This window comes from Actinomadura sp. NAK00032, assembly GCF_013364275.1.
In the GTDB taxonomy this organism is placed as follows: Bacteria; Actinomycetota; Actinomycetes; order Streptosporangiales; family Streptosporangiaceae; genus Spirillospora.
The window spans coordinates 969630-989441 of record NZ_CP054932.1 but is presented as its reverse complement, the minus strand read 5'-3'; the positions used below and the strand labels follow the sequence as shown (position 1 = coordinate 989441).

The 19812-nt window shown below is 73.0% G+C and carries 16 protein-coding genes; 3 read left to right on the top strand and 13 right to left on the bottom strand.

Going from position 1 to position 19812, the window contains the following annotated elements; translation table 11 throughout:
* Positions 1-125: 125 nt before the first annotated feature.
* A complete protein-coding gene (locus HUT06_RS04670; protein WP_176194565.1) occupies positions 126-1304 on the top strand; it encodes a sensor histidine kinase in 1179 nt (392 codons plus the stop codon).
* The gene (locus HUT06_RS04665) at positions 1301-1933 is read left to right on the top strand and encodes a response regulator transcription factor (protein WP_138637242.1); all 633 of its coding nucleotides are present in this window, start codon (positions 1301-1303) and stop codon (positions 1931-1933) included. The genes HUT06_RS04670 and HUT06_RS04665 overlap by 4 nt, the downstream gene beginning before the upstream one ends.
* Before the next feature lie 27 nt (positions 1934-1960).
* Here the strand turns inward: HUT06_RS04665 and HUT06_RS04660 are convergent, their stop codons facing one another.
* Entirely contained in the window at positions 1961-4099 is a 2139-nt protein-coding gene (locus HUT06_RS04660) for an MMPL family transporter (protein ID WP_176194564.1), read from the bottom strand.
* Between the two features lie 131 nt (positions 4100-4230).
* Here HUT06_RS04660 and HUT06_RS04655 point away from each other — a divergent pair, with 131 nt between their 5' ends.
* Positions 4231-4818, top strand: a complete 588-nt coding sequence (locus tag HUT06_RS04655; RefSeq protein WP_176194563.1) for a TetR/AcrR family transcriptional regulator — start codon at positions 4231-4233, stop codon at positions 4816-4818.
* A 10-nt stretch (positions 4819-4828) separates the two neighbouring features.
* Here HUT06_RS04655 and HUT06_RS04650 read toward each other — a convergent pair whose 3' ends face one another.
* The 12 genes from HUT06_RS04650 to HUT06_RS04595 all read right to left on the bottom strand — a co-directional run bounded on the left by HUT06_RS04650 (position 4829) and on the right by HUT06_RS04595 (position 19754).
* Entirely contained in the window at positions 4829-5482 is a 654-nt protein-coding gene (locus HUT06_RS04650) for a response regulator transcription factor (RefSeq protein WP_176194562.1), read from the bottom strand.
* Positions 5475-6635, bottom strand: coding sequence for a sensor histidine kinase (locus tag HUT06_RS04645; RefSeq protein ID WP_254714981.1), 1161 nt, complete (start codon positions 6633-6635; stop codon positions 5475-5477). Before HUT06_RS04645 ends, HUT06_RS04650 begins: the two co-directional genes overlap by 8 nt.
* Before the next feature lie 14 nt (positions 6636-6649).
* Positions 6650-7390 (bottom strand): ABC transporter permease, encoded by a 741-nt coding sequence (locus tag HUT06_RS04640; protein WP_176194561.1) that lies wholly within the window; start codon positions 7388-7390, stop codon positions 6650-6652.
* A 1-nt stretch (position 7391) separates the two neighbouring features.
* Positions 7392-8297, bottom strand: a complete 906-nt coding sequence (locus HUT06_RS04635) for an ABC transporter ATP-binding protein (protein ID WP_176194560.1) — start codon at positions 8295-8297, stop codon at positions 7392-7394.
* 134 nt (positions 8298-8431) lie between these two features.
* On the bottom strand, positions 8432-9481 hold the full coding sequence (locus tag HUT06_RS04630; RefSeq protein ID WP_176201146.1) for a tellurite resistance/C4-dicarboxylate transporter family protein: 1050 nt from the start codon (positions 9479-9481) through the stop codon (positions 8432-8434).
* Between the two features lie 10 nt (positions 9482-9491).
* Positions 9492-10247, bottom strand: coding sequence for a respiratory nitrate reductase subunit gamma (narI, locus tag HUT06_RS04625; protein ID WP_254714980.1), 756 nt, complete (start codon positions 10245-10247; stop codon positions 9492-9494).
* Entirely contained in the window at positions 10244-10876 is a 633-nt protein-coding gene (gene narJ, locus HUT06_RS04620; protein WP_254714979.1) for a nitrate reductase molybdenum cofactor assembly chaperone, read from the bottom strand. Before narJ ends, narI begins: the two co-directional genes overlap by 4 nt.
* Positions 10873-12519, bottom strand: a complete 1647-nt coding sequence (gene narH / locus HUT06_RS04615; RefSeq protein WP_176194559.1) for a nitrate reductase subunit beta — start codon at positions 12517-12519, stop codon at positions 10873-10875. Before narH ends, narJ begins: the two co-directional genes overlap by 4 nt.
* Positions 12519-16223, bottom strand: a complete 3705-nt coding sequence (locus HUT06_RS04610; RefSeq protein ID WP_176194558.1) for a nitrate reductase subunit alpha — start codon at positions 16221-16223, stop codon at positions 12519-12521. The genes narH and HUT06_RS04610 overlap by 1 nt, the downstream gene beginning before the upstream one ends.
* A gap of 160 nt (positions 16224-16383) precedes the next feature.
* Complete coding sequence (locus tag HUT06_RS04605; RefSeq protein ID WP_217711197.1) at positions 16384-18447, bottom strand: MMPL family transporter; 2064 nt, start codon at positions 18445-18447, stop codon at positions 16384-16386.
* A 66-nt stretch (positions 18448-18513) separates the two neighbouring features.
* Positions 18514-18951, bottom strand: a complete 438-nt coding sequence (locus tag HUT06_RS04600) for a hypothetical protein (RefSeq protein ID WP_176194557.1) — start codon at positions 18949-18951, stop codon at positions 18514-18516.
* A gap of 227 nt (positions 18952-19178) precedes the next feature.
* The gene (locus HUT06_RS04595; RefSeq protein ID WP_254714978.1) at positions 19179-19754 is read right to left on the bottom strand and encodes a hypothetical protein; all 576 of its coding nucleotides are present in this window, start codon (positions 19752-19754) and stop codon (positions 19179-19181) included.
* Positions 19755-19812 lie beyond the last annotated feature (58 nt).

The following is a 19812-nucleotide window of genomic DNA, read 5'->3' as shown; positions in this document are numbered from 1 at the left end:
CCTCGCCGCGCGGGACACGCCCGCACATCGTGCGGCGGCACCGCAGGGCCGCCTTCTTCCGGACGGCTGAAATCAACCTTTCGATCGATGTGACCTGGGAGTTCCTCGCTTACGCTGGGTGAGAAATGAGGAACGATCCGTTCTCCCCGGCGATGCGCCTGCTCGCCTGGGCCATGCACGGCACCTTCTTGGTCCTGCTCGCGATCGCGCTGGCGCGCAGCCTGCGGGACGGCCCGGTCCTCGCGGGCGGGCTCCTGCTGGGCGCCCTGTACGCGGGCGGGATCGTCCAGGGCACGCGGCACCGCCCCCGGCTCGGGCCGGCGAGGGTGTGGCTCGCGCTGCTCACCGCCGGGTGGGCGGCGCTGGCGCTCGCGTCCCCCGCCTTCGTGTGGCTGGCCTTCCCGCTGTTCTTCCTGTACGTCCACCTGCTGCGGCTCGTCTGGGCGGTGCCCGGCGTGGTGCTACTGACGGCCGCCGCGATCGGCGCGGTCGCCTGGCACGGCGGCGGGATCACGCTCGCGGAGGTCGTCGGGCCGAGCGTCGGCGCGGCCGTCGCGACCCTGATGGCGCTCGCCTACCAGGCGCTCTACCGGGAGAGCGAGGAGCGCCGCCTGCTGATCGGCGACCTGGTCCGCACCAGGGAGCGGCTCGTCCGGGCGGAGTCGGACGCGGCGCGGCTCACCGAGCGGGAGCGGCTGGCGCGGGAGATCCACGACACGCTCGCGCAGGGCATGTCGAGCATCATCCTGCTGCTGCGCGCCGCGCAGCGCGACCTGGACTCCGACCGCGACACCGCCCGCGGCCGGCTGGCGGAGGCCGAGGAGGCGGCGGCGGAGAACCTCGCCGAGGCCCGCAACTTCGTGCGGGAGCTGGCGCCGCCCGTGCTGGAGCGGTCGTCGCTCACCGACGCGCTCCGCCGGATCACCGAGTCGGCGGCGGCGCGGTCGGCGTCCAGGATGCGGTTCGAGACGTCGGGCGAGCCGCTGGAGCTGCCCACCGAGTACGAGGTGGCGCTGGTCCGCATCGCGCAGGGCGCGCTCGGCAACGCCGCGCAGCACTCCGGCGCCGAGAACGTCGGCGTCACGCTGACCTACCTCGACGACATGGTCGTCCTGGACGTCTACGACGACGGGCACGGCTTCGACCCGGCGGCGCCGGGCGACGGCTACGGCCTGCGGGCCATGCGGGAGCGGGCCCGCGCGCTCGGCGGCACGCTGGAGGTCGAGTCCGCGAAGGACGAGGGCACCGCCGTCGTGGCGACCCTCCCGGTCCCGGCCGGGGACGGCGACGGGGGCGGCGCATGAGCCCGATCCGGATCCTGCTCGTGGACGACCATCCGGTGGTGCGCTCCGGCATCCGCGCGATGCTCGCCGACCAGCCCGACTTCGAGCTGGTCGGCGAGGCCGCGACGGGCGAGGAGGGCGTCGCGGAGGCGCGCCGGCTGAAGCCCTCGGTCGTCCTGATGGACCTGCGGCTCGGCGCGGGCATCCACGGCGGCGAGGCCACCCGCCGCATCACCGCCGGGCCGGACGCGCCGCGCGTCCTGGTGCTGACCACGTTCGACACCGACTCCGACATCCTCGCCGCGATCGAGGCGGGCGCCACCGGCTACCTGCTCAAGGACGCCCCGCCCGACCGGCTGTTCGCCGCGATCCGGTCGGCCGCCGCCGGGGACAGCGCGCTCGCGCCGAGCGTCGCGTCCCGGCTGCTCGGCCGCATGCGCACCCCGGCGGCCACCCTCACCGCGCGGGAGCTGGACGTCCTCGGCCTGGTCGCCGAGGGGCTGTCGAACCGGCAGATCAGCAAGCGGCTGTTCCTCAGCGAGACGACGATCAAGACGCATCTGGTGCACATCTACGCCAAGCTCGGCGTCGACTCCCGCACCGCGGCGGTCGCCGCCGCGACCCGCCGCGGGCTGATCCGCCCCTCCTGATCAGCCCGCCTGATCAGCGGCTCCTGATCACTCCCGGAGGGCGGGGCGGCGCGGCCAGAGCGCCCGGTCGCCGAGCAGCCGCACGATCGCCGGGACCAGCAGCGGCCGGACGACGAACGTGTCCAGCAGGATGCCGATCGCCATCGCCATGCCGAACTGGTACAGCTCGCGGATCGGCTGCGTCATCAGCACCGCGAACGTCCCGGCGAGGATCAGCCCGGCCGAGGAGACCACGCCGCCCGTCCGGGTGATCGCCGCGCGCAGCGCCTCCACCGGCGGCTTGTGCGCGGCCTCCTGCCGGTACCGGCTCATGATGAAGATGTTGTAGTCGACGCCCAGCGACACCAGGAAGATGAACACGTAGGCGGTGACCCGGTTGCCGATGCCGAGGTCCCCGCCGAGCCAGACGGTGATCGCGACGGTCAGCCCGAGCGTGGCCAGGAACGACAGGACGAGCGTGGCGAGCAGGTACAGCGGCGCCAGCACCGACCGCAGCAGCCCGGCCAGCACCACCCCGACGATCAGCAGCACCAGCGGGACAAGGACGAGCATGTCCCGGTCGAGCGCCGACTTGATGTCGGCGGTCTCGGCGGTGGGCCCGGCGACGAGCACCCGGGCCTGCGCGATCCCGGCGTCCCGCGCGGCCGTGGCGGCGGCGTCCCGGAGCGGGTCGACGGCGTCCATCGCGGCGGGCGAGTAGGGGTTGTCCTTCAGGACGACCGTGATCCGCGCGGCCCCGCCGCCGGGCGCGATGTCGCGGGACGGGTCGAAGGCCGTCCGCGCCGCCTCCGGGGCGATCTTCGCCCGGACGGCCTCCGCCTGACCCGGGGTGATGCCCTGGCCGCGCACGAGCAGGGTGGACGGCGCGATCTCCCCCGGGCCGAGGTCGCGGTCGATGATGCGCTGCCCGGCGGCCGAGTCGGTGCCGACCCGGAACCCGCTGACGAAGTCGAAGCTCTCCTTGTACCCGGTCATGCCGAGGCAGAGCACGGCCAGCAGGACGAGGGCGCCCGCGAGGACGCGGCGCGGCGCGACGACGACCAGGTCGGCGGCGCGCCGCCAGATGCCGCCGCCGGCCGCGCGCCGGGCCATCGCCGCCTCGGAGAACGGCCAGAACACCGCGCGTCCGAGCAGCAGGACGGCCGCCGGGATGAAGGTGAAGGCGACGACCGCCATCACCGCGACGCCGAGCGCCAGGTAGGGCCCGAACCCGCGCAGCGCCGGGGACACCAGGGCCAGCAGCGCGAACATGGCGAGCACGATGGTGGACGCGCTGGCCAGCACCGACTCCGCCGTCCCGCGCAGCGCCGCCCGCATGGCGGCGAACCGGTCGGGGGCCTCGGCGAGCGCCTCCCGGTACCGGCTGGTGATGATCAGCGCGTAGTCGGTGCCGACCCCGAACAGCAGCACGGTCATGATCGACGCGGTCTGCGAGCTGACGGTGATGGCGCCCGCGTCGGCGAGCAGCGCGCCGAGCGTCTCGGTGACGCGCATGGCCACGCCCACCGCGAGCAGCGGCACGAGGGCCAGCAGCGGCGACCGGTAGACCGCCAGCAGGATCACCAGGACGAGCAGGACGGTGCCGAGCAGCAGCACCTTGTCCCCGCTGGAGAACACCTTCACGGTGTCGACGATGATCCCGGCGGGGCCGGTGACCGCGACCGTGGCGGCGGGGGCGGCGTCCTTGACGGCCGTCCGCAGGTCGGCGACGGCGTCCTCGAACGCGTCACTGGTCGGGTCGCCGGTGACGGGGACGACCACGACGCGCGTCTTGCCGTCCGCCGAGGTCAGGCCGTCGCCGCCGGGGACGCAGTCGGTGCCGGGCTTCGTCCCGTCCTGGCCGCACACCGGGGACACCGGCATGCCGAACCCCTGCCCCGCCGCACCGGCCGCGCGGGTCACGGCGGCGGTGGCGGCCGGGCCGTCCCCGGCCTTCACGACCACGACCGCCGGGAGGGCGTCGCTGCCGGGGAAGGCCCGTTCCAGCTCCCGCTGCGCCACCGACGAGTCGCTGGCGGCTGGGGCGCTGTTCGCCGACGAGTTGTCCTGCACCGATTTCAGGTCGGGGGCGAGCCCGGCCAGGGCACCGGTCAGGACGATCCAGAGCACGGCCGTGAGGGCCGCCGAGCGTTTGGAGGCGAGCATCGCTCGCAGCAGAGCCGACATGGGCACCTTCGTGGGGACGGGGAGTTCTGGGAACAGAGAGTTTTAGAAACAGGGTGTCGCTATAACTCCGGATACCATATCCGGGCCCGGTCGATGCGCCGTCCGGGGGTCGCGACAACGGAGGGAACGGCGTGCCGAAGATCAACGCGCCGACCGTCCGGGAGCACCGCAGCCGGATGGAGGCGGCGCTGGTCGACGCGGCGGAGGAGATCCTGCGCGAGGGCGCCGGGCTCACCGTGGGCGCGGTGGCGCGCCGGGTCGGCATCGCCCGCTCCAGCGTCTACAAGTACGTCGACACGGTGGACGAGCTGATCGAGGCCGTCGTCGCCCGCGACTTCCCGCGCTGGACCGAGGCCGTCCGGCGGGCGGTCGACGCGGCGCCCACCCCGGCCGAGCGGGTCCTCGCCTACGCCCGCGCGAACATCGTCGAAGGCTCCGGCGGCGACCACAAGTGGCGCGTCGGCCTGGCCCGCGCGTCGCTGTCCCCCGAGGGCACGGCCCGCATCATGGCGCTGCACCGCGACCTGGAGGCCCTGCTCAGCGGGTCCGTCGAGGAGCTAGACGTCCGGCATCCCGACCTGCTGAAGTCCACGGTCCAGTCCCTGGTCGACACCGCCGTCCGCGCCATCGACGCGGGCAAGGACCCCGCCGCCGTCACCGACTTCACCACCACGGCGATCAAAGCCATCATCGACGGCCCGCCTGGGGAGCGCGGCTAGAGCAGCCCGGCTAGGGCAGCAGGTGCCGCTCGTAGGCGGTGGCCACGGCCGCCGCCCGGTCGTTGACGTCCAGCTTCGCGTAGATGTGGGTGAGGTGGGTCTTGACCGTGGCCTCGCTGATGAACAGCTCGGCGGCGATCTCCCGGTTGCCGGTGCCGCGCGCCACCAGCCGCAGCACCTCCAGCTCGCGGGCGCTCAGCGAGCCGCCGCCGCGCGGGTCGCGCACCCGCGAGACCAGGCGGGCCGCGATGGCCGGGGACAGCACGGTCCGGCCCTCGGCGGCGGCGCGGACGGCGTCGAACAGCTCGTCGCGCGGCGCGTCCTTCAGCAGGTAGCCGGTCGCGCCCGCCTCGATCGCCGGGATCGTGTCGGTGTCGGTGTCGTAGGTGGTGAGGACGAGCACCTTGCAGGGCAGCCCGCGCCGGGCCAGCTCCGAGATGGCCTCCACGCCGCCTCCGCCGGGCATCCGCAGGTCCATCAGGACCACGTCGGGCCGCAGCCGCGCGGCGAGCGCCACGGCCTCGCGGCCGTCGGCGGCCTCGGCCAGCACCTCGAACCCGGGCGCGGCGGCGAACATGCCGCGCAGGCCGTCCCGCACGACCGGGTGGTCGTCGACGATCAGCACAGTGATCTCAGCGGTGTCGTCAGCGGTGTCGTCAGGCATGGCGGATCAACGGTACGCGGGCGGACACGGCCGTGCCACGACCCGGCTCGGACTCGACCTCCAGGGTGCCGGCGACGCGCTCGGCCCGCTCGCGCATGGCGGTCAGCCCGAAGCCGCCGGACGGACGGGCGGCGAGGGCGAAGCCGCGCCCGTCGTCGCGGACGTCCAGGGTCACCTCGTCGTCCATGTAGGAGAGGGTCACGCCGACGCGCTCGGCGTGCGCGTGGCGGGCGGCGTTGGCGAGGGCCTCCTGGGCGATGCGCAGCAGCGCGGCCTCCAGCTCGTCGTGCAGCGGCTCCACCGTCCCGGTGACGGTGAACCGGGCCCTGCCCTCGGTGGCCTTCTTCAGCGCCTCGGGGAGCGTGCCGTGCTCCAGGTCGGCGGGCGCGAGGTCCTGCACGGAGCGGCGGGCCTCGCGCAGGCTCGCGCGGGCGAGGCCGGTGGCGCGGCGGACGTGCTCGCTGTCGTCGGCGGCCTGGAGCTGGGTGATGATGCCCGCGAGGCCCTGCGCGATGGTGTCGTGGATCTCGGCGGCCAGCCGGCGCCGCTCGTCGCTGACGCCGGCCTCGCGGGCCTGGACGAGGAGCTGGGCCTGGAGGCCGGCGTTCTCGGCGAGGGCCTGCTCCAGCCGGGCGTTGGTCCGTTCGAGTTCGGCGATCGTCTCGTCCTGGACGCGGGTGCGCTCGGCCTCCCGGTCGGCGAGCGCGCCGAAGATGACGATCAGCCCGCTGTTCAGGACGAGGAGCCCGGCGAATCCGCCCGCCTGGGCGGGGCTCTGCGGCGGCAGCCCGCCCGACTGCGCGCCCGCCATGGTGAGCGCCGTGACGAACGCCCCGGTCATGGCCCAGCGCCGGGTCAGGTAGTGCTGGGCGTCGAAGTACCCGAGCACGGCGTAGACGCAGAAGAACGGGTTCAGCCACGACATGGCGAAGGCGAGGACGGTCCGCGTCCAGAAGTAGACGGCGCCCGGGATCTTCCGTCCGGCGTGCAGGATCTGGAGGGCCAGCGCGGTGACCAGGAGGGCGGCGGCCGCCCGCTCCTCCGCCACCGACATGAGCTCCCGGATGAGCAGCGCCAGGAAGGTCGCGAGCGGCAGCAGGGCGAACGGCCCCCACCGGTAGAACCTTTCCCATTGCTCCTGGATTGTCGCCACTGCCCCAGTTTCTCCTATTCCCAGCGGAACCAGCGCACGGCGGCGGCGATCAGGACGGCGGCCCACCCGGCGGTGACGCCCAGGTGCGCCCAGTCGGGCCAGCCGCCCTCGGCGGCCTGGTTGAGGGCCTGGGACGCGGCCCCGAAGGGAAAGTACTCCACGACGTCCCGCAGCAGGTCGGGCATGGCCTGGACCGGCACCCACACCCCCGCGAGGAACATCGCCGGGAAGAACACGACCGAGCCGACCACGGTGGTGGCCTTGGTGGTCGGCGTGACCGCCGTGACCGCCGCGCCCAGCGCGAGCGCGCTGAGCGCGCCGAGCAGCAGCGCCAGCAGGTAGCCGGGCAGCTGAGCGGGCAGCGCCACGTCGAAGACGACCCGGCCGACGGCGACGACCAGCAGCGCCGACCCCAGCGCGGCGGCGAAGTGCAGGACGATCTGCGCGGCCAGCAGCGAGCCGGGCCGCACCGGCGTGGTCGACATGCGGCGCAGGATGCCGCGCTCGCGGTAGCCGGACAGGACGGGCGGCAGCGCCTGGATCCCCGCCATGATCAGCGCGAGCAGCACGTTGACCGGGACGTACAGGTCGATGACCCGGCTGCCGCCGAGGGAGGGGTCCGGCTCCCGGAACGAGGGGATCAGCCCGAGGATCGTCAGCAGCACGGTCGGGAAGGCGACGATCCAGAACAGGCTGAACGGCTCGCGGGAGAAGAGCCGGGCTTCGGCCTTGAGGACGGCGGTGGACGCGGACACGTCAGTTCTCCTGCTCTGCGGTGAGTTCGAGGAAGGCGTCGTCCAGCGTGGAATCGGTGATCCGCAGCTGGTGGGCGGTGATCTGGCGGCGGGCGAGCAGCGAGACGACCGCGTTGACGGTCGCGTCGGTGCCGTGCACGGTGACCCGGCCGTCCCGCAGCTCGAAGGTCGTGGCCTCGGGCAGCCCGGTCAGCTCGCCGTCGTCCAGGGGCCGGGACGGGGTGAACGAGAGCACGGTGCCGCCGGCGCTGCGCCGGATCAGCCCGGCGGGGGTGTCGAGCGCGGCGATCCGGCCCTGCTTGAACACCGCGATCCGGTCGCAGAGGCGCTGGGCCTCCTCCATGAAGTGGGTGACGAGCAGGACGGTGACGCCGGAGCCGCGGACGTCCTCGATCAGCTGCCAGGTGTCGCGGCGGGCGCGCGGGTCGAGGCCGGTGGTCAGCTCGTCCAGGACGACGATCCGGGGGCGGCCGATGAGGGCGAGGGCGATGAACAGGCGCTGCTTCTGCCCGCCGGACAGCTTGCCGAACCGCGTCCCGAGCTTCCCGGTGATCCCGAGCCGCTCGGCGAGCTCCCGCCAGTCGGCGGGCTCCGGATAGAAGGCGCTGTAGAGCTCCAGCGCCTCCCGCACGGTCAGCTTCTCCTGGAGTTCGCTCTCCTGGAGCTGGACGCCGAGGATCCGGGTCAGCTCCCCGCGCGCCGTGCGCGGGTCGAGCCCCGCGACGCGGACGGCCCCCGCGTCGGGCTCGCGCAGCCCCTCCAGGCACTCGACGGTCGTCGTCTTCCCGGCACCGTTGGGGCCGAGGATCCCGAAGATCTCCCCCTCCTCGACGGCGAACGTGACGCCGTCCACCACGGGACGGCCGCCGTAGACCTTGCGCAGGCCGCTGACTTCGATGATCGGCATGCTTCGAGCATCCCGGCGGGCGGCCCCCGCGCACATCGCCCAGCCCGCTCGACCGGCCATCAGCCGATCGGATGATGCCGGGCTACGACTCTTCCGGGGCTACGACTCTTCCGGGGCTACGACTCTTCCGCGCGCTACGACCCGGCGGCCACCGGCCGGGGCCAGACCAGCGTCCGGGCCAGGTGGACGATCATCGCGGCGAACGCGAGCGCCCAAGCCGCCAGCGCCACCCACATCTCGTGACGCCCGATCCATTCGACGGCCGGAAGATGGTCGGCGACGCCGAGGTACTGCCCCGCGACCCCGTACATGCCGAGCGGGAACACGATGCTCCACACCGTCGCCTCGTACCGCAGCGGGACGCGGTGGACGGCGTGGCGCCACACCCCGGCCGCGACCAGCGGGACGATCAGCCAGCTGCCGAACGCCCAGAAGACGACGCAGGTCCCGGCGATCAGCCCGCGCGTGGCGTTCACCATCGGCGCGTCGGCCATCTCCACGATCCGGGCACCGGCCACGACGGTGATCGCGGTGGCGCCCATGGCGACCCAGTAGGGCGGGGTCAGGTCCTTCGGGCGCAGCGGGTACATCAGCATCCGCGCGGCGACGAACACCCCGGCGGCGGCGTACAGGATCGCGCCGACCGACCAGCAGCAGACGGCGACGAGCGCGAGTTCGGAGCGCACCGAGCTCACGGGCTCCAGCGCCGCCGCGAGCACCGCGACGGACTGGCTGGCGACCACCCAGATGAACCAGGTGCCGTTGGCCCCGGCGATGACGGGCCGGTCCTCGCGGCCGAGCACCGCCGTCCACGGCACGACGTAGCCGAGGAGGATCCAGCCGATGCCGCCGACGGCCAGCAGCGCGAACGCGATGCCGTGCTCGCCCGTCGCGGCGATGCGGGTGCCGAGCACGTCGGTGCCCGCCACGAAGGTGAAGAACCCGAAGCCGCGGGCCGGGTCGGTGAAGTCGGCGCGCAGCTCGGCCCGGAACGCGACGGCCCGCCACGCGGTCGCCGCGACGAGCACGGCGTAGCAGCCGATCGCCAGCCACATCAGGACCTCGGAGAGCGTCTCCAACCCGTTCGTATGGACGCCGATCGAGACGATCCCGGTCCCCATCACCAGCGCGAAGTACCCCGGATTGAGGCTCGCCACCGCCTGTCTCAACGCCGCCCGGCGCATGCCTCCCACATCAGTACGGTACGCCGATCTTGCGCCACTTCCGGCCGCCGGTGCCCGGTTCGGGGGGTGGCGCGGCGCGGCGGTCGCGGTAGACGACGTAGGGCCGCCACAGGTACCACAGCGGGACGCTCCACGCGTGGACGAGCCGGCTGAACGGCCACACCGCGAAGATCATCCAGGCGGCGGTGGCGTGCACCTGGTACATGATCGGCGCGGCTCCGATCGCGCGGTAGTCCGGGGAGCCGGCGAACAGGCTGCGGAACCACGGGGACACCGTGTTGCGGTAGTCGTAGCCGCCGCCGAACTGCTGCACGCCGAGCGTCAGGTAGATGCCGAGCACGCTGATGATGCCGAGCAGGATCAGCGCCAGGTAGTCGACCGCGCTGGTCGTCGCGCGGACGCGCGGTACCCCCATCCGGCGGAAGATCAGGATGCCGGCGCCGATCAGCACGCCGATCGCCGCGACCGACCCGGCGATGCCGGAGAACAGCGTGTAGGCGCGCTCGGGGATGCCGAGCCACTCGGTGAACGCCTTCGGGATGAGGATGCCGATGACGTGCCCCGCGATGGCGGCGAACGTGGAGTAGTGGAACAGCGGCGCGCCCCATTTGAGGAGGCGGCGCTCCTGGAGCTGGGTGGAGCGGCTCGTCCAGCCGAACTGGTCGTAGCGCCACCGCCAGATGTGCCCCACCACGAAGACGATCATCGACGCGTAGGGCAGGATCACCCACCACCACAGGTCGCCGCTGGTCATCGAGTCGGTCATCGCCGAGCCCCCGCTCCGGTTCCGTCCAGGTACTCCGGCGGGGCGAACGGCGCGAGCCCCACCTCCTCCTCGGGGGGTCCCTGCTCCCGCGCCCGCCGGACGAGCGCGAGGTCGCGGCGGCCGGGGCGCGGCAGCCGCGCGCACACCGCCTCGACGAGGTCGGCGTAGGGGGTACCCGCGTCGTGCAGGGCGGTGCGCAGCAGTTCCAGGTCGGCGCGGTGCCGGCGGAGCAGCCGCCCGCCGTCGGGGGCGAGCGCCGCGAAGTCCAGCACGAGCGGCAGGTAGTCGGGCAGCTCGTCGTCGGACGGCGCGAACCCCGCGACCCGGTAGGCGGTCTTGATCGCCAGCAGCGCCATCCCGCGCTTGCGGGTGTCGCCGTGCCGGGCGTAGGTGAGGTAGAGCGCGCAGCGGCGCCGCAGGTCGAACGTCTCGACGTAGTGCTGCGCGACCTCGGTCTGCGGGGTGGCGCGCAGCCAGCCGAGGAACCGCTCGAACGCCTCGCGGGACGCCTTCGGCCGGGTCTCGGACGCGGCGGCGTCGAGCCGGTCGAGCCCCTCGAACAGCGCCATCGTCGGGTACTGGAGCAGGACTGAGGCGAGCTTGTACGTCTGGCCCGCCCTGTCGCTCACTGGGCGTCGCCTTCCGGGAAGAGGTGGGGGGCGTCGCCGCGCCCGTCCCAGCCGAGCAGGTTGAAGTGCGTCCTGCCGTCGCCGGCCCGGAACGTGCTCGCGCCGCCGCGCACCTCGCCCGGATGGAAGCTCTCCACGTCGGACTGCGGCCCGTGCCCACCCGGCCCGTGCCCGCCCATGCCGGGGCCGCCGTCGCCGTCGAGGCTGCAGAACAGCTGCTCGTGCTGGGCCATGAGCCGTCCGGCGTCCTCGGCGTGCGCCTTCGGGATGACGTAGCGGTCCTCGTACTTGGCGATGGCGAGGAGGCGGTACAGGTCGTCCAGGTCGTCCGCGCTGGACCCGACGGACGCGGGCAGGTCCTCGGCGAGGTCGAGCCCGAGCTGCGCGGCGCGCTGCACGGCGCGGACGGCGGCGAGCTTGCGCAGCACGTTGCGGACGGTCCCCGTCTCCCCCGCCGTGAACAGGTTGGCGAGGTACTCGATGGGGATGCGCAGCTCGTCGATGGTCGCGAACACCCGGTCGGGGTCGGCGTCGTCGTACCCGGCGGAGTGGGCGACGTCGGCGACCGGGGACAGCGGCGGGATGTACCAGACCATCGGCAGGGTCCGGTACTCCGGATGCAGCGGCAGCGCCACCCGGTGCCGGACGGCCAGCGAGTAGACCGGGGAGCGCCGCGCGGCGTCGATCCAGTCGGCGGGGATGCCCGCGTCGGCCGCCGCCCGCCGCACCTCCGGGTCGGACGGGTCGAGGAACACCGACAGCTGCGCCTCGTACAGGTCCTGCTCGTCCGGCGTCGCCGCCGCCTCGGTGACCTTGTCGGCGTCGTACAGGAACAGCCCGAGGTAGCGGAGCCGTCCGACGCAGGTCTCGGAGCAGATGGTGGGCTGCCCGCCCTCGATGCGCGGGAAGCACAGCGTGCACTTCTCCGCCTTGCCGGTGCGGTGGTTGAAATAGACCTTCTTGTACGGGCAGCCGGACACGCAGAACCGCCAGCCCCGGCACCGGTCCTGGTCGACGAGGACGATGCCGTCCTCCGCCCGCTTGTACATCGCGCCGGACGGGCAGGAGGCCACGCACGACGGGTTCAGGCAGTGCTCGCAGATGCGCGGCAGGTAGAACATGAAGACCTGCTCGAACTCCATCCTGACCCGGTCCTCGATGCCGGCGAGGTCGGGGTCGGCGTGCGCGTGCTCGGGGGCGCCGGCGAGGTCGTCGTCCCAGTTGCTGCCCCAGCGCGGCGACATGTCGCGCCCGGTGAGCGCGGAGATGGAGTGGGCGCTCGGGTTCTGCGTGCCGAGCGGGGCGTCGATCACCGTCTGGTAGTCGTAGGTCCACGGGTCGCCGTAGTCGTCGATCGTCGGCAGGTCGGGGTTGTAGAAGATGGACAGCAGCCTGCGCAGCCGCCCGCCCGCCTTGAGCTGGAGCCGCCCTTTGCCGTCGAGCGTCCAGCCGCCCTTCCACTGCCGCTGGTCCTCGTAGCGGCGCGGGTAGCCGAGGCCCGGTTTGGTCTCGACGTTGTTGAAGTACACGTACTCGGTGCCGGGGCGGTTGGTCCAGGTCTGCTTGCAGGTGACCGAGCAGGTGTGGCAGCCGATGCACTTGTCGAGGTTCATCACCATCGCGACCTGCGCCATGGGACGCATCAGAACCGCACCTCCTGGGACCGCCTGCGGATCACGGCGACCTCGTCGCGCTGGCTGCCGGTCGGGCCGTAGTAGTTGAACCCGTAGCTGAACTGGCCGTAGCCGCCGATCAGGTGCGTCGGCTTCACCACCAGCCGGGTGAGGGAGTTGTCGGAGCCGCCGTGCCAGCCGGAGATCTCCGATTTCGGGGTCATCAGGTGCCGGTCCATCGCGTGGTACATGAAGACGGTGCCGCGCGGCATCCGGTGGGTGACGACGGCCCGGCAGGCGACCACGCCGTTGCGGTTGTACGCCTCGATCCAGTCGTTGTCGCGCACGTCGATCTTCGCGGCGTCCACGGGGCTCATCCAGATGACCGGCCCGCCCCGGAACAGCCGCAGCATGTGTAGGTTGTCCTGGTACTCGGAGTGGATCGACCATTTGGAGTGCGGCGTGAGGTACCGGACGGTGATCTCGGGCCGCCCCTCCTCCCGCAGCCCCAGCTCCTCGGCGTAGTGGCGGGCGAGGGTCAGCGGCGGCCGGTACGTCGGGAGCGCCTCGCCGTACTCGTGGATCCAGTCGTGGTCGAGGAAGAAGTGCATCCGCCCGGTCAGCGTGTGCCAGGGCTTCTTGCGCTCGACGTTGACGGTGAACGGCGAGTAGCGGCGTCCGCCCGACTCGATGCCGGACCATTCGGGGCTGGCGAAGACCGGGCGCGGCTGCACGACCGTGTCGCTGAACGAGATGCGTTCCCCGGCACGCTCCTCGCCGAGGTCGGCGAGGGCGACGCCCGTCCGTTTCTCCAGGTCGCGCCAGCCCTTCATGGCGACGCGCCCGTTCGTGGTGCCCGACAGCGCGAGGATCGCCTCGGCCATGTGCAGGTCCAGCGCCAGGGAGGGGCGCCCGTCGGCCGCACCGCCGCGCACGACGCCGTTGGTCTGGCGCAGGTAGTCGACCGCCTCCGACGGCACCAGCGAGACGCCCTTGGTGGACGTGCCGAGCGTCTCGACCAGCGGGCCGAGCGCGGCCATCTTCTCGGCCACGGCCGTGTAGTCGCGCTCGATCGTCACCAGGCGCGGCATGCTCACGCCTGGGACGGGCTCGCATTCACCCGCCTTCCAGTCCAGGACGCGGCCGCCCGGCTGCGCGGTCTCGTCCGCGCTGTCGTGCATCAGCGGGACCGGGATCACGTCGGTGCGGGTGCCGAGGTGCTCGGCGGCGAGCCGGGAGAACTCCTCGGCGATGAGCCGGAACGCGTCGAAGTCGGTGCGCGACTCCCACGGCGGCGCGATCGCCGGGTTGAACGAGTGCACGAACGGGTGCATGTCGGTGCTCGACAGGTCGTGCTTCTCGTACCAGGTCGCCGCCGGGAGCACGACGTCCGCGTAGGTGCACGAACTCGTCATGCGGAAGTCGATGGTGGTGAGCAGGTCGAGCTTGCCGCGCGGCGCCTCGTCCCGCCAGGCCACCTCGGCGGGACGCAGGTCGGGCGGCGATTCCTCGGCCCGGACGGCGTCGTCCGTACCGAGCAGGTGCCGCATGAAGTACTCCATGCCCTTGCCCGACGAGCCGAGGACGTTCGCCCGCCAGATCGTCATCACGCGCGGCCAGTTCCGCGGCGCGTCGGGGTCCTCGCAGGCGAACTTCAGCCGGCCCGCCTTCAGCTCGTCGACCACGTGCTCGGCGACGGGACGTCCCGCCGCCGCGGCCTCGTCGGCGAGGTCGAGCGGGTTGCGGTCGAACCCCGGATGCGACGGCGTCCAGCCGAGCCGGGACGCCTGCGCGACGCAGTCGGCGAACGTCCGGCCCCGGAACAGGCCCCGGCTCAACGGACCGGACATCTCGCCCGGCCCGAATGTCTCGTACCGCCACTGGTCGGTGTGCAGGTAGAAGAACGACGTGCCGGTCATGTGCCGGGTCGGGCGCTGCCAGTCCAGCGCGAACGCCGCCTGCTGCCAGCCGGTCAGCGGCCGCACCTTCTCCTGCCCGACGTAGTGCGCCCAGCCGCCGCCGTTCACGCCCTGGCAGCCGCACAGCATCGTCAGCGTGAAGAACGCCCGGTAGATCTGGTCGGAGTGGTACCAGTGGTTCGTCCCGCCGCCCATGCAGATCATCGACCGGCCCCGCGACAGCTCGGCGTTGCGCGCGAACTCCCGCGCCACCCGCACGGCCGCCGCCGCCGGGACGGACGTGACCTCCTCCTGCCACGCGGGCGTGTACGGGTGCGCGGCGTCGCCGTAGCCGTCCGGCCATTCGCCGGGGAGCCCGTCGCGCGGCACCGCGTACTGCGCCATCAGCAGGTCGAACACCGTCGTCACCAGCCGGCCGCCGACCCGCGCCACCGGCACGCCGCGCCGCACGACCGCCCCGCCCTCGGTCTCGCCGGTGTCGAAGCGCGGCAGGTCGACCGGCCGCGCGTCCTCGTGGCGTCCGTACAGGGTCAGCACCGGATCGACGTCGCCCAACTCCAGGTTCCAGCGGCCCTGCCCGGAGTCGGTGTACCGGAAGCCGAGCGTCCCGTTCGGCGCCACCGGCTCCCCGGTGCGCGCGTCGAGCAGCACGGGCTTGTGCGCGGCGCCCTCACCGCCGTCCCCCAGCTCGCCGGCGGTGAGGAACTTGCCCGGACGGACGGCGTCCCCGTGCTCCTCCAGCGTCACCAGGAACGGCAGGTCGGTGTAGGTCTTCACGTACTCGGTGAAGTACGGAACCTGCCGGTCGCGGAAGAACTCGCTGAGCACCACGTGGCCCATCGCCATCGCCAGCGCGCCGTCCGTGCCGGGCGCCGCCGCGAGCCAGTCGTCGGCGAACTTGGTGTGGTCGGAGAAGTCCGGGGAGACGACCACGACCTTCTGCCCCCGGTAGCGGGCCTCGGTCATGAAGTGCGCGTCCGGCGTCCGGGTGATCGGCAGGTTCGTCCCCCAGATGACCAGGTAGGACGCGTTCCACCAGTCGCCGGACTCGGGGACGTCGGTCTGGTCCCCGTACACCTGCGGCGACGCGATCGGCAGGTCGGCGTACCAGTCGTAGAACGACAGCACCGTCCCGCCGATCATGGACAGGAACCGGGTGCCGGCCGCGTACGACACCATCGACATCGCCGGGATCGGCGAGAACCCCACGACCCGGTCCGGCCCGTACTCCTTGACCGTGTGGACGTGCGCGGCGGCGATCAGCTCGGTGACCTCCGGCCACGACGACCGCACGAACCCGCCCTTGCCCCGCGCCCCCTTGTAGGCCGACGTCCGGTCCGGGTCGCCGGTGATCTCCGCCCAGGCGGCGACGGGGTCGCCCGTCCGCCGCCGCGCCTCCCGCCACAGCGCGAGCAGCGGGCCGCGCACGTACGGGTACCGCACCCGCGACGGCGAGTAGGTGTACCAGGAGAACGACGCCCCGCGCGGGCAGCCGCGCGGCTCGTACTCCGGCGAGTCGGGCCCCACCGACGGGTAGTCGGTCTCCTGGGTCTCCCACGTGATGATGCCGTCCTTGACGTACACCTTCCACGAGCAGGACCCCGTGCAGTTCACGCCGTGCGTGGACCGCACCTCCTTGTCGTGCCGCCACCGCTCCCGGTAGAACTCCTCGGCACCGCGCCCGCCCTCCCGGTGCACCTCCCGGTAGTCCCCGGACGGCTTGCCCGGCACGAAGAACTGCGCGCCCCGCAGCAGCCCCTCGACCGGTTCCCCCTTGGGCAGCAAGGGCGCGAGCAACCTGCGGTCCGATGACATGCCGACCACCTTCGCGTCGCGGCCCCTGGAGTGCGTGCGCGATCACGCCTACCCCCGCCCGCGCCGTCCCCAACCGCCGAGCCGTCCCCTATACCGAACCTCGACGCAAACATGCCCCGTGGGGTACTCCGCGGCCGCCTCGCCCGTCAGGGCTCGCCCGTCAGGGGCGCCAGCGGTAGAGGGCGCCCGGCCACCACGCGTACCGGCCCGCGTCGCGGACGAGCGCGGGGACCAGCAGGGAGCGTACGAGGAGCGTGTCCATCAGGACGCCGAACGCGACGATGAACGCGATCTGGACGAGGAACGCCAGCGGGATCACGACGAGCGCGGCGAACGTCGCGGCGAGGACCACGCCCGCCGAGGTGATGACGCCGCCGGTCACGGTGAGGCCGCGCAGGACGCCGTCGCGCGGCCCGTGCTTCAGCGACTCCTCGCGCGCGCGGGTCATCAGGAAGATGTTGTAGTCGACGCCGAGCGCGACGAGGAACACGAACCCGTAGAGCGGCACCGACGGGTCGGTGGCGGTGAAGCCGAGCAGGTGCTGGAAGACCAGCGCGGCGATGCCGAGGGTCGCCAGGTAGTTGAGCGCGACGGTCGCGACCAGCAGCAGCGGCATCGCGAGGGAGCGCAGCAGCAGCACCAGGATCACCACGATGATGGCGAGGACGACCGGCAGGATGACGGTGCGGTCGCGTTCGGCGGCGGCGAGGGTGTCGGCCTGCTGGGCGGTGTAGCCGCCGACGAGGGCGTCCGCGCCGGGGACCGCGTGCAGGCCGTCCCGGAGGCGTTCGACGGTGGCGCGGGCGGCGGCGGTGTCGGAGGCGGACGTGAGCGTGACGTCCACGAGGGCGCGGCCGTCCACGACGAGCGGTGCCCCGCCCCGGGTGCGCGGCATGACGTTCGAGACGCCCTCGGTCCGGTCCGCCGTGCGGACGACCTGCGGCAGCGCCCCCGCGTTGGTGAGGACGACCGCCGGGTTCCCGGAGCCGCCCGGGTAGTGCGCGTTGAGGACGTCCTGCGCCGTCACCGACGACGCCTCGCCGACGAACGTCTCGCTCAGCGGCACCCCTTCGGTGCGCAGCGTCGGCATGAACGCGGCGAACGCGATCAGCACGAGCAGGGAGGCGGCCCACACGCGGCGCGGGTGGCGGGCCAGCAGCCGCGCGATCCGCTCCCACACCGGGTGCCCCGTCGCGCCGGCCCGGGCGGGGCGCGGCCGGGCGGGCCAGTAGGCCGACCGTCCCAGCAGGGCCAGGACGGCGGGCAGGAAGGTGAGCGCGCTGAGCAGCGCGCAGGCGATGCCGATGGCGCCGACCGGTCCCAGCGCCCGGTTGTTCGACAGGTCGCTGAGCAGCAGGGCGATGAGCCCGAGGGCCACGGTGCAGGCGCTGGCGGCGATGGCCCCGGCGGAGCGGCGCCACGCGGCCAGCATCGCGTCGATCCGGTCGTGCCCCTGGGCGAGTTCCTCGCGGAACCGGGCCGACAGCAGCAGCGCGTAGTCGGTGCAGGCGCCGATGACGAGGATCGACAGGATGCCCTGCACCTGGCCGTCCACCTTCACCGTGCCCTGTTTCGCCAGGTAGTAGACGATCCCGCAGGCCAGCCCGAGGGCGAACACCGAACCGAAGATGATCAGAAAGGGCAGCAGGACGCTGCGGTAGACCAGCAGCAGGATCAGCAGGACGACGATGACGGCCACGCCGATGAGCAGGGTGTCGATGCCGGAGAACGCGTCCACGAGGTCGGCCTGGGTGGCGGCGGGCCCGGCGACGTAGGCGCGGGTGCCCGGGACCTCGGCGGCGGTGCGGCGGATGCGGTCGACGATGTCGGCGCTGTGCTCGTCGACGTCCGACCTGACCTGGACGACACCGGTCAGCGCCGCCCCGTCCTCCGACGGCACCACCGGCGACGGCGTGCCGGTGACGAACGGGATGCCGCGCAGCGAGCCGAGCGCCCGCTGCGCCGCCGCGCGCTGCTCGGGCGAGATCCCGCCGTCACCGGTCGTCCACACGACGATGGCGGGGATGGTCCGGTCGTTCTCGAACGCGGCCTCCTCGTCGAGCACCCGCGTCGCCTCGGCGCTGCGCGGCAGGAACGACGACTGCTCGTTGGTGGCGACCTCGCCGAGCTTGCCCGCGTACGGGCCGAGCGTCCCGCCGATCACCAGCCAGACCAGCAGCAGCACCACCGGCAGGGCCCGGCGGGCGGCACGCGATGCGGACATGATCGCGTCCTTCCCCGGAGCGCACCGCGAAACATGGCCCCGGCGGGGCCCGGCCGGGGACCCCGGTCAGGCGCCGCCGGCCGGGGCGGGCAGGGTCGGCCACACGAAGGCGTGCGTGTACCAGGCGGCCGAGCCGCCGTGGCCGAGCCGCCTGCCGTAGGTGATCGCGATCGCGGCGAGATGCGACCCGGGCCCGTCGCGCCCGGACCGGTCGGCGGCGGCCGGGTCGTGGATCTCGCCCAGCAGCAGCCGGGCGGGCTGGTGCAGCTCCAGCCGCAGCACGAGCGGGCCGCGGCAGCGGGTCGCCGCCCGCGCGACGAGGTCCTGGACGAGCGGCGCCACCCGGTCGCTGAGGCTCCCCGCGGCCGGGCCGAGCCCCCACGACTGCAGCGCGCCCCGGACGATGCCGCGGACGTTGCCCGCCGCGATCCGCCCGCCGGGGAGCTGCCAGCGGCCGATGTGCAGCGGCGGCTCCGGAGTGGTGGGCGCGGGAACGGTGCTCATGTGCCTCTCCGATCATGAACCTGCTCCAGACCGGCGACCCTCCCGGCCGACGGCCCGGACCGGAACACGGGTCGTTGCGTCATGTGCCCGGTCTACCGGCCCTCATGCGCCACAGTACGGCGTTCCCACGGCCAGGGCCGGTCAGGGCCGATTCAGGGGCGGTTTCGGAGGCGGTTCAGAGGCGATCAGGCGCGGGCGGGCGCCGACCAGAGCCCGGCCGGGCGCGGTCAGGGGCGCGGAGCGGGCTTGTCGCGGAGCCGCTGGACGGGGTGCGGGCCCTCGGTCTCCAGCCGGTACTCGTCGCCGAACTTGTCGCGGTGCTCGTCGATGACGCGCTCCTGCGCGCCCCGCTCGGCGTTGATCTTGTCCTGGTAGGCCTCGAACCGCTGGTGCGCCTCCTGGACGAAGCCGGTGCCGAGCGTCGTCCAGTCGATCTGGGTGGCGAGCAGCTCGCGGATCAGCTGCTTGTTCGGCTCGAACGTGACCGGCTCGGGCAGCGACGGCGCCAGCACCGACTCGGGGTCGCGGCCGTCGTGGCGGCGCATCAGGTCGCACGCGATCCGCAGGTGCTCCAGCTCCATGTTCAGGTGGAGCTCCCAGATGTTCTTGATCCGCGGGTCCGTCTCGGTCTGCATGAAGGAGTAGTACAGGTAGCACTCGTTGTACTCGTGGTTGACGAGCCGCTCCCACCACGTCTCGCCCGGGTCGACGAGCGACTCGTAGTGCGTGACGTGCTCCTCCTCCACCAGGCCGATCTCCTGGTAGAGCTGCCGGGCGATCGGCTCCATGTAGAGCGGGCCCATGTTCATCGTCCACCCAACCGGCCATCTTCACAAACTGATGCAGTAATGTGTGATCGGT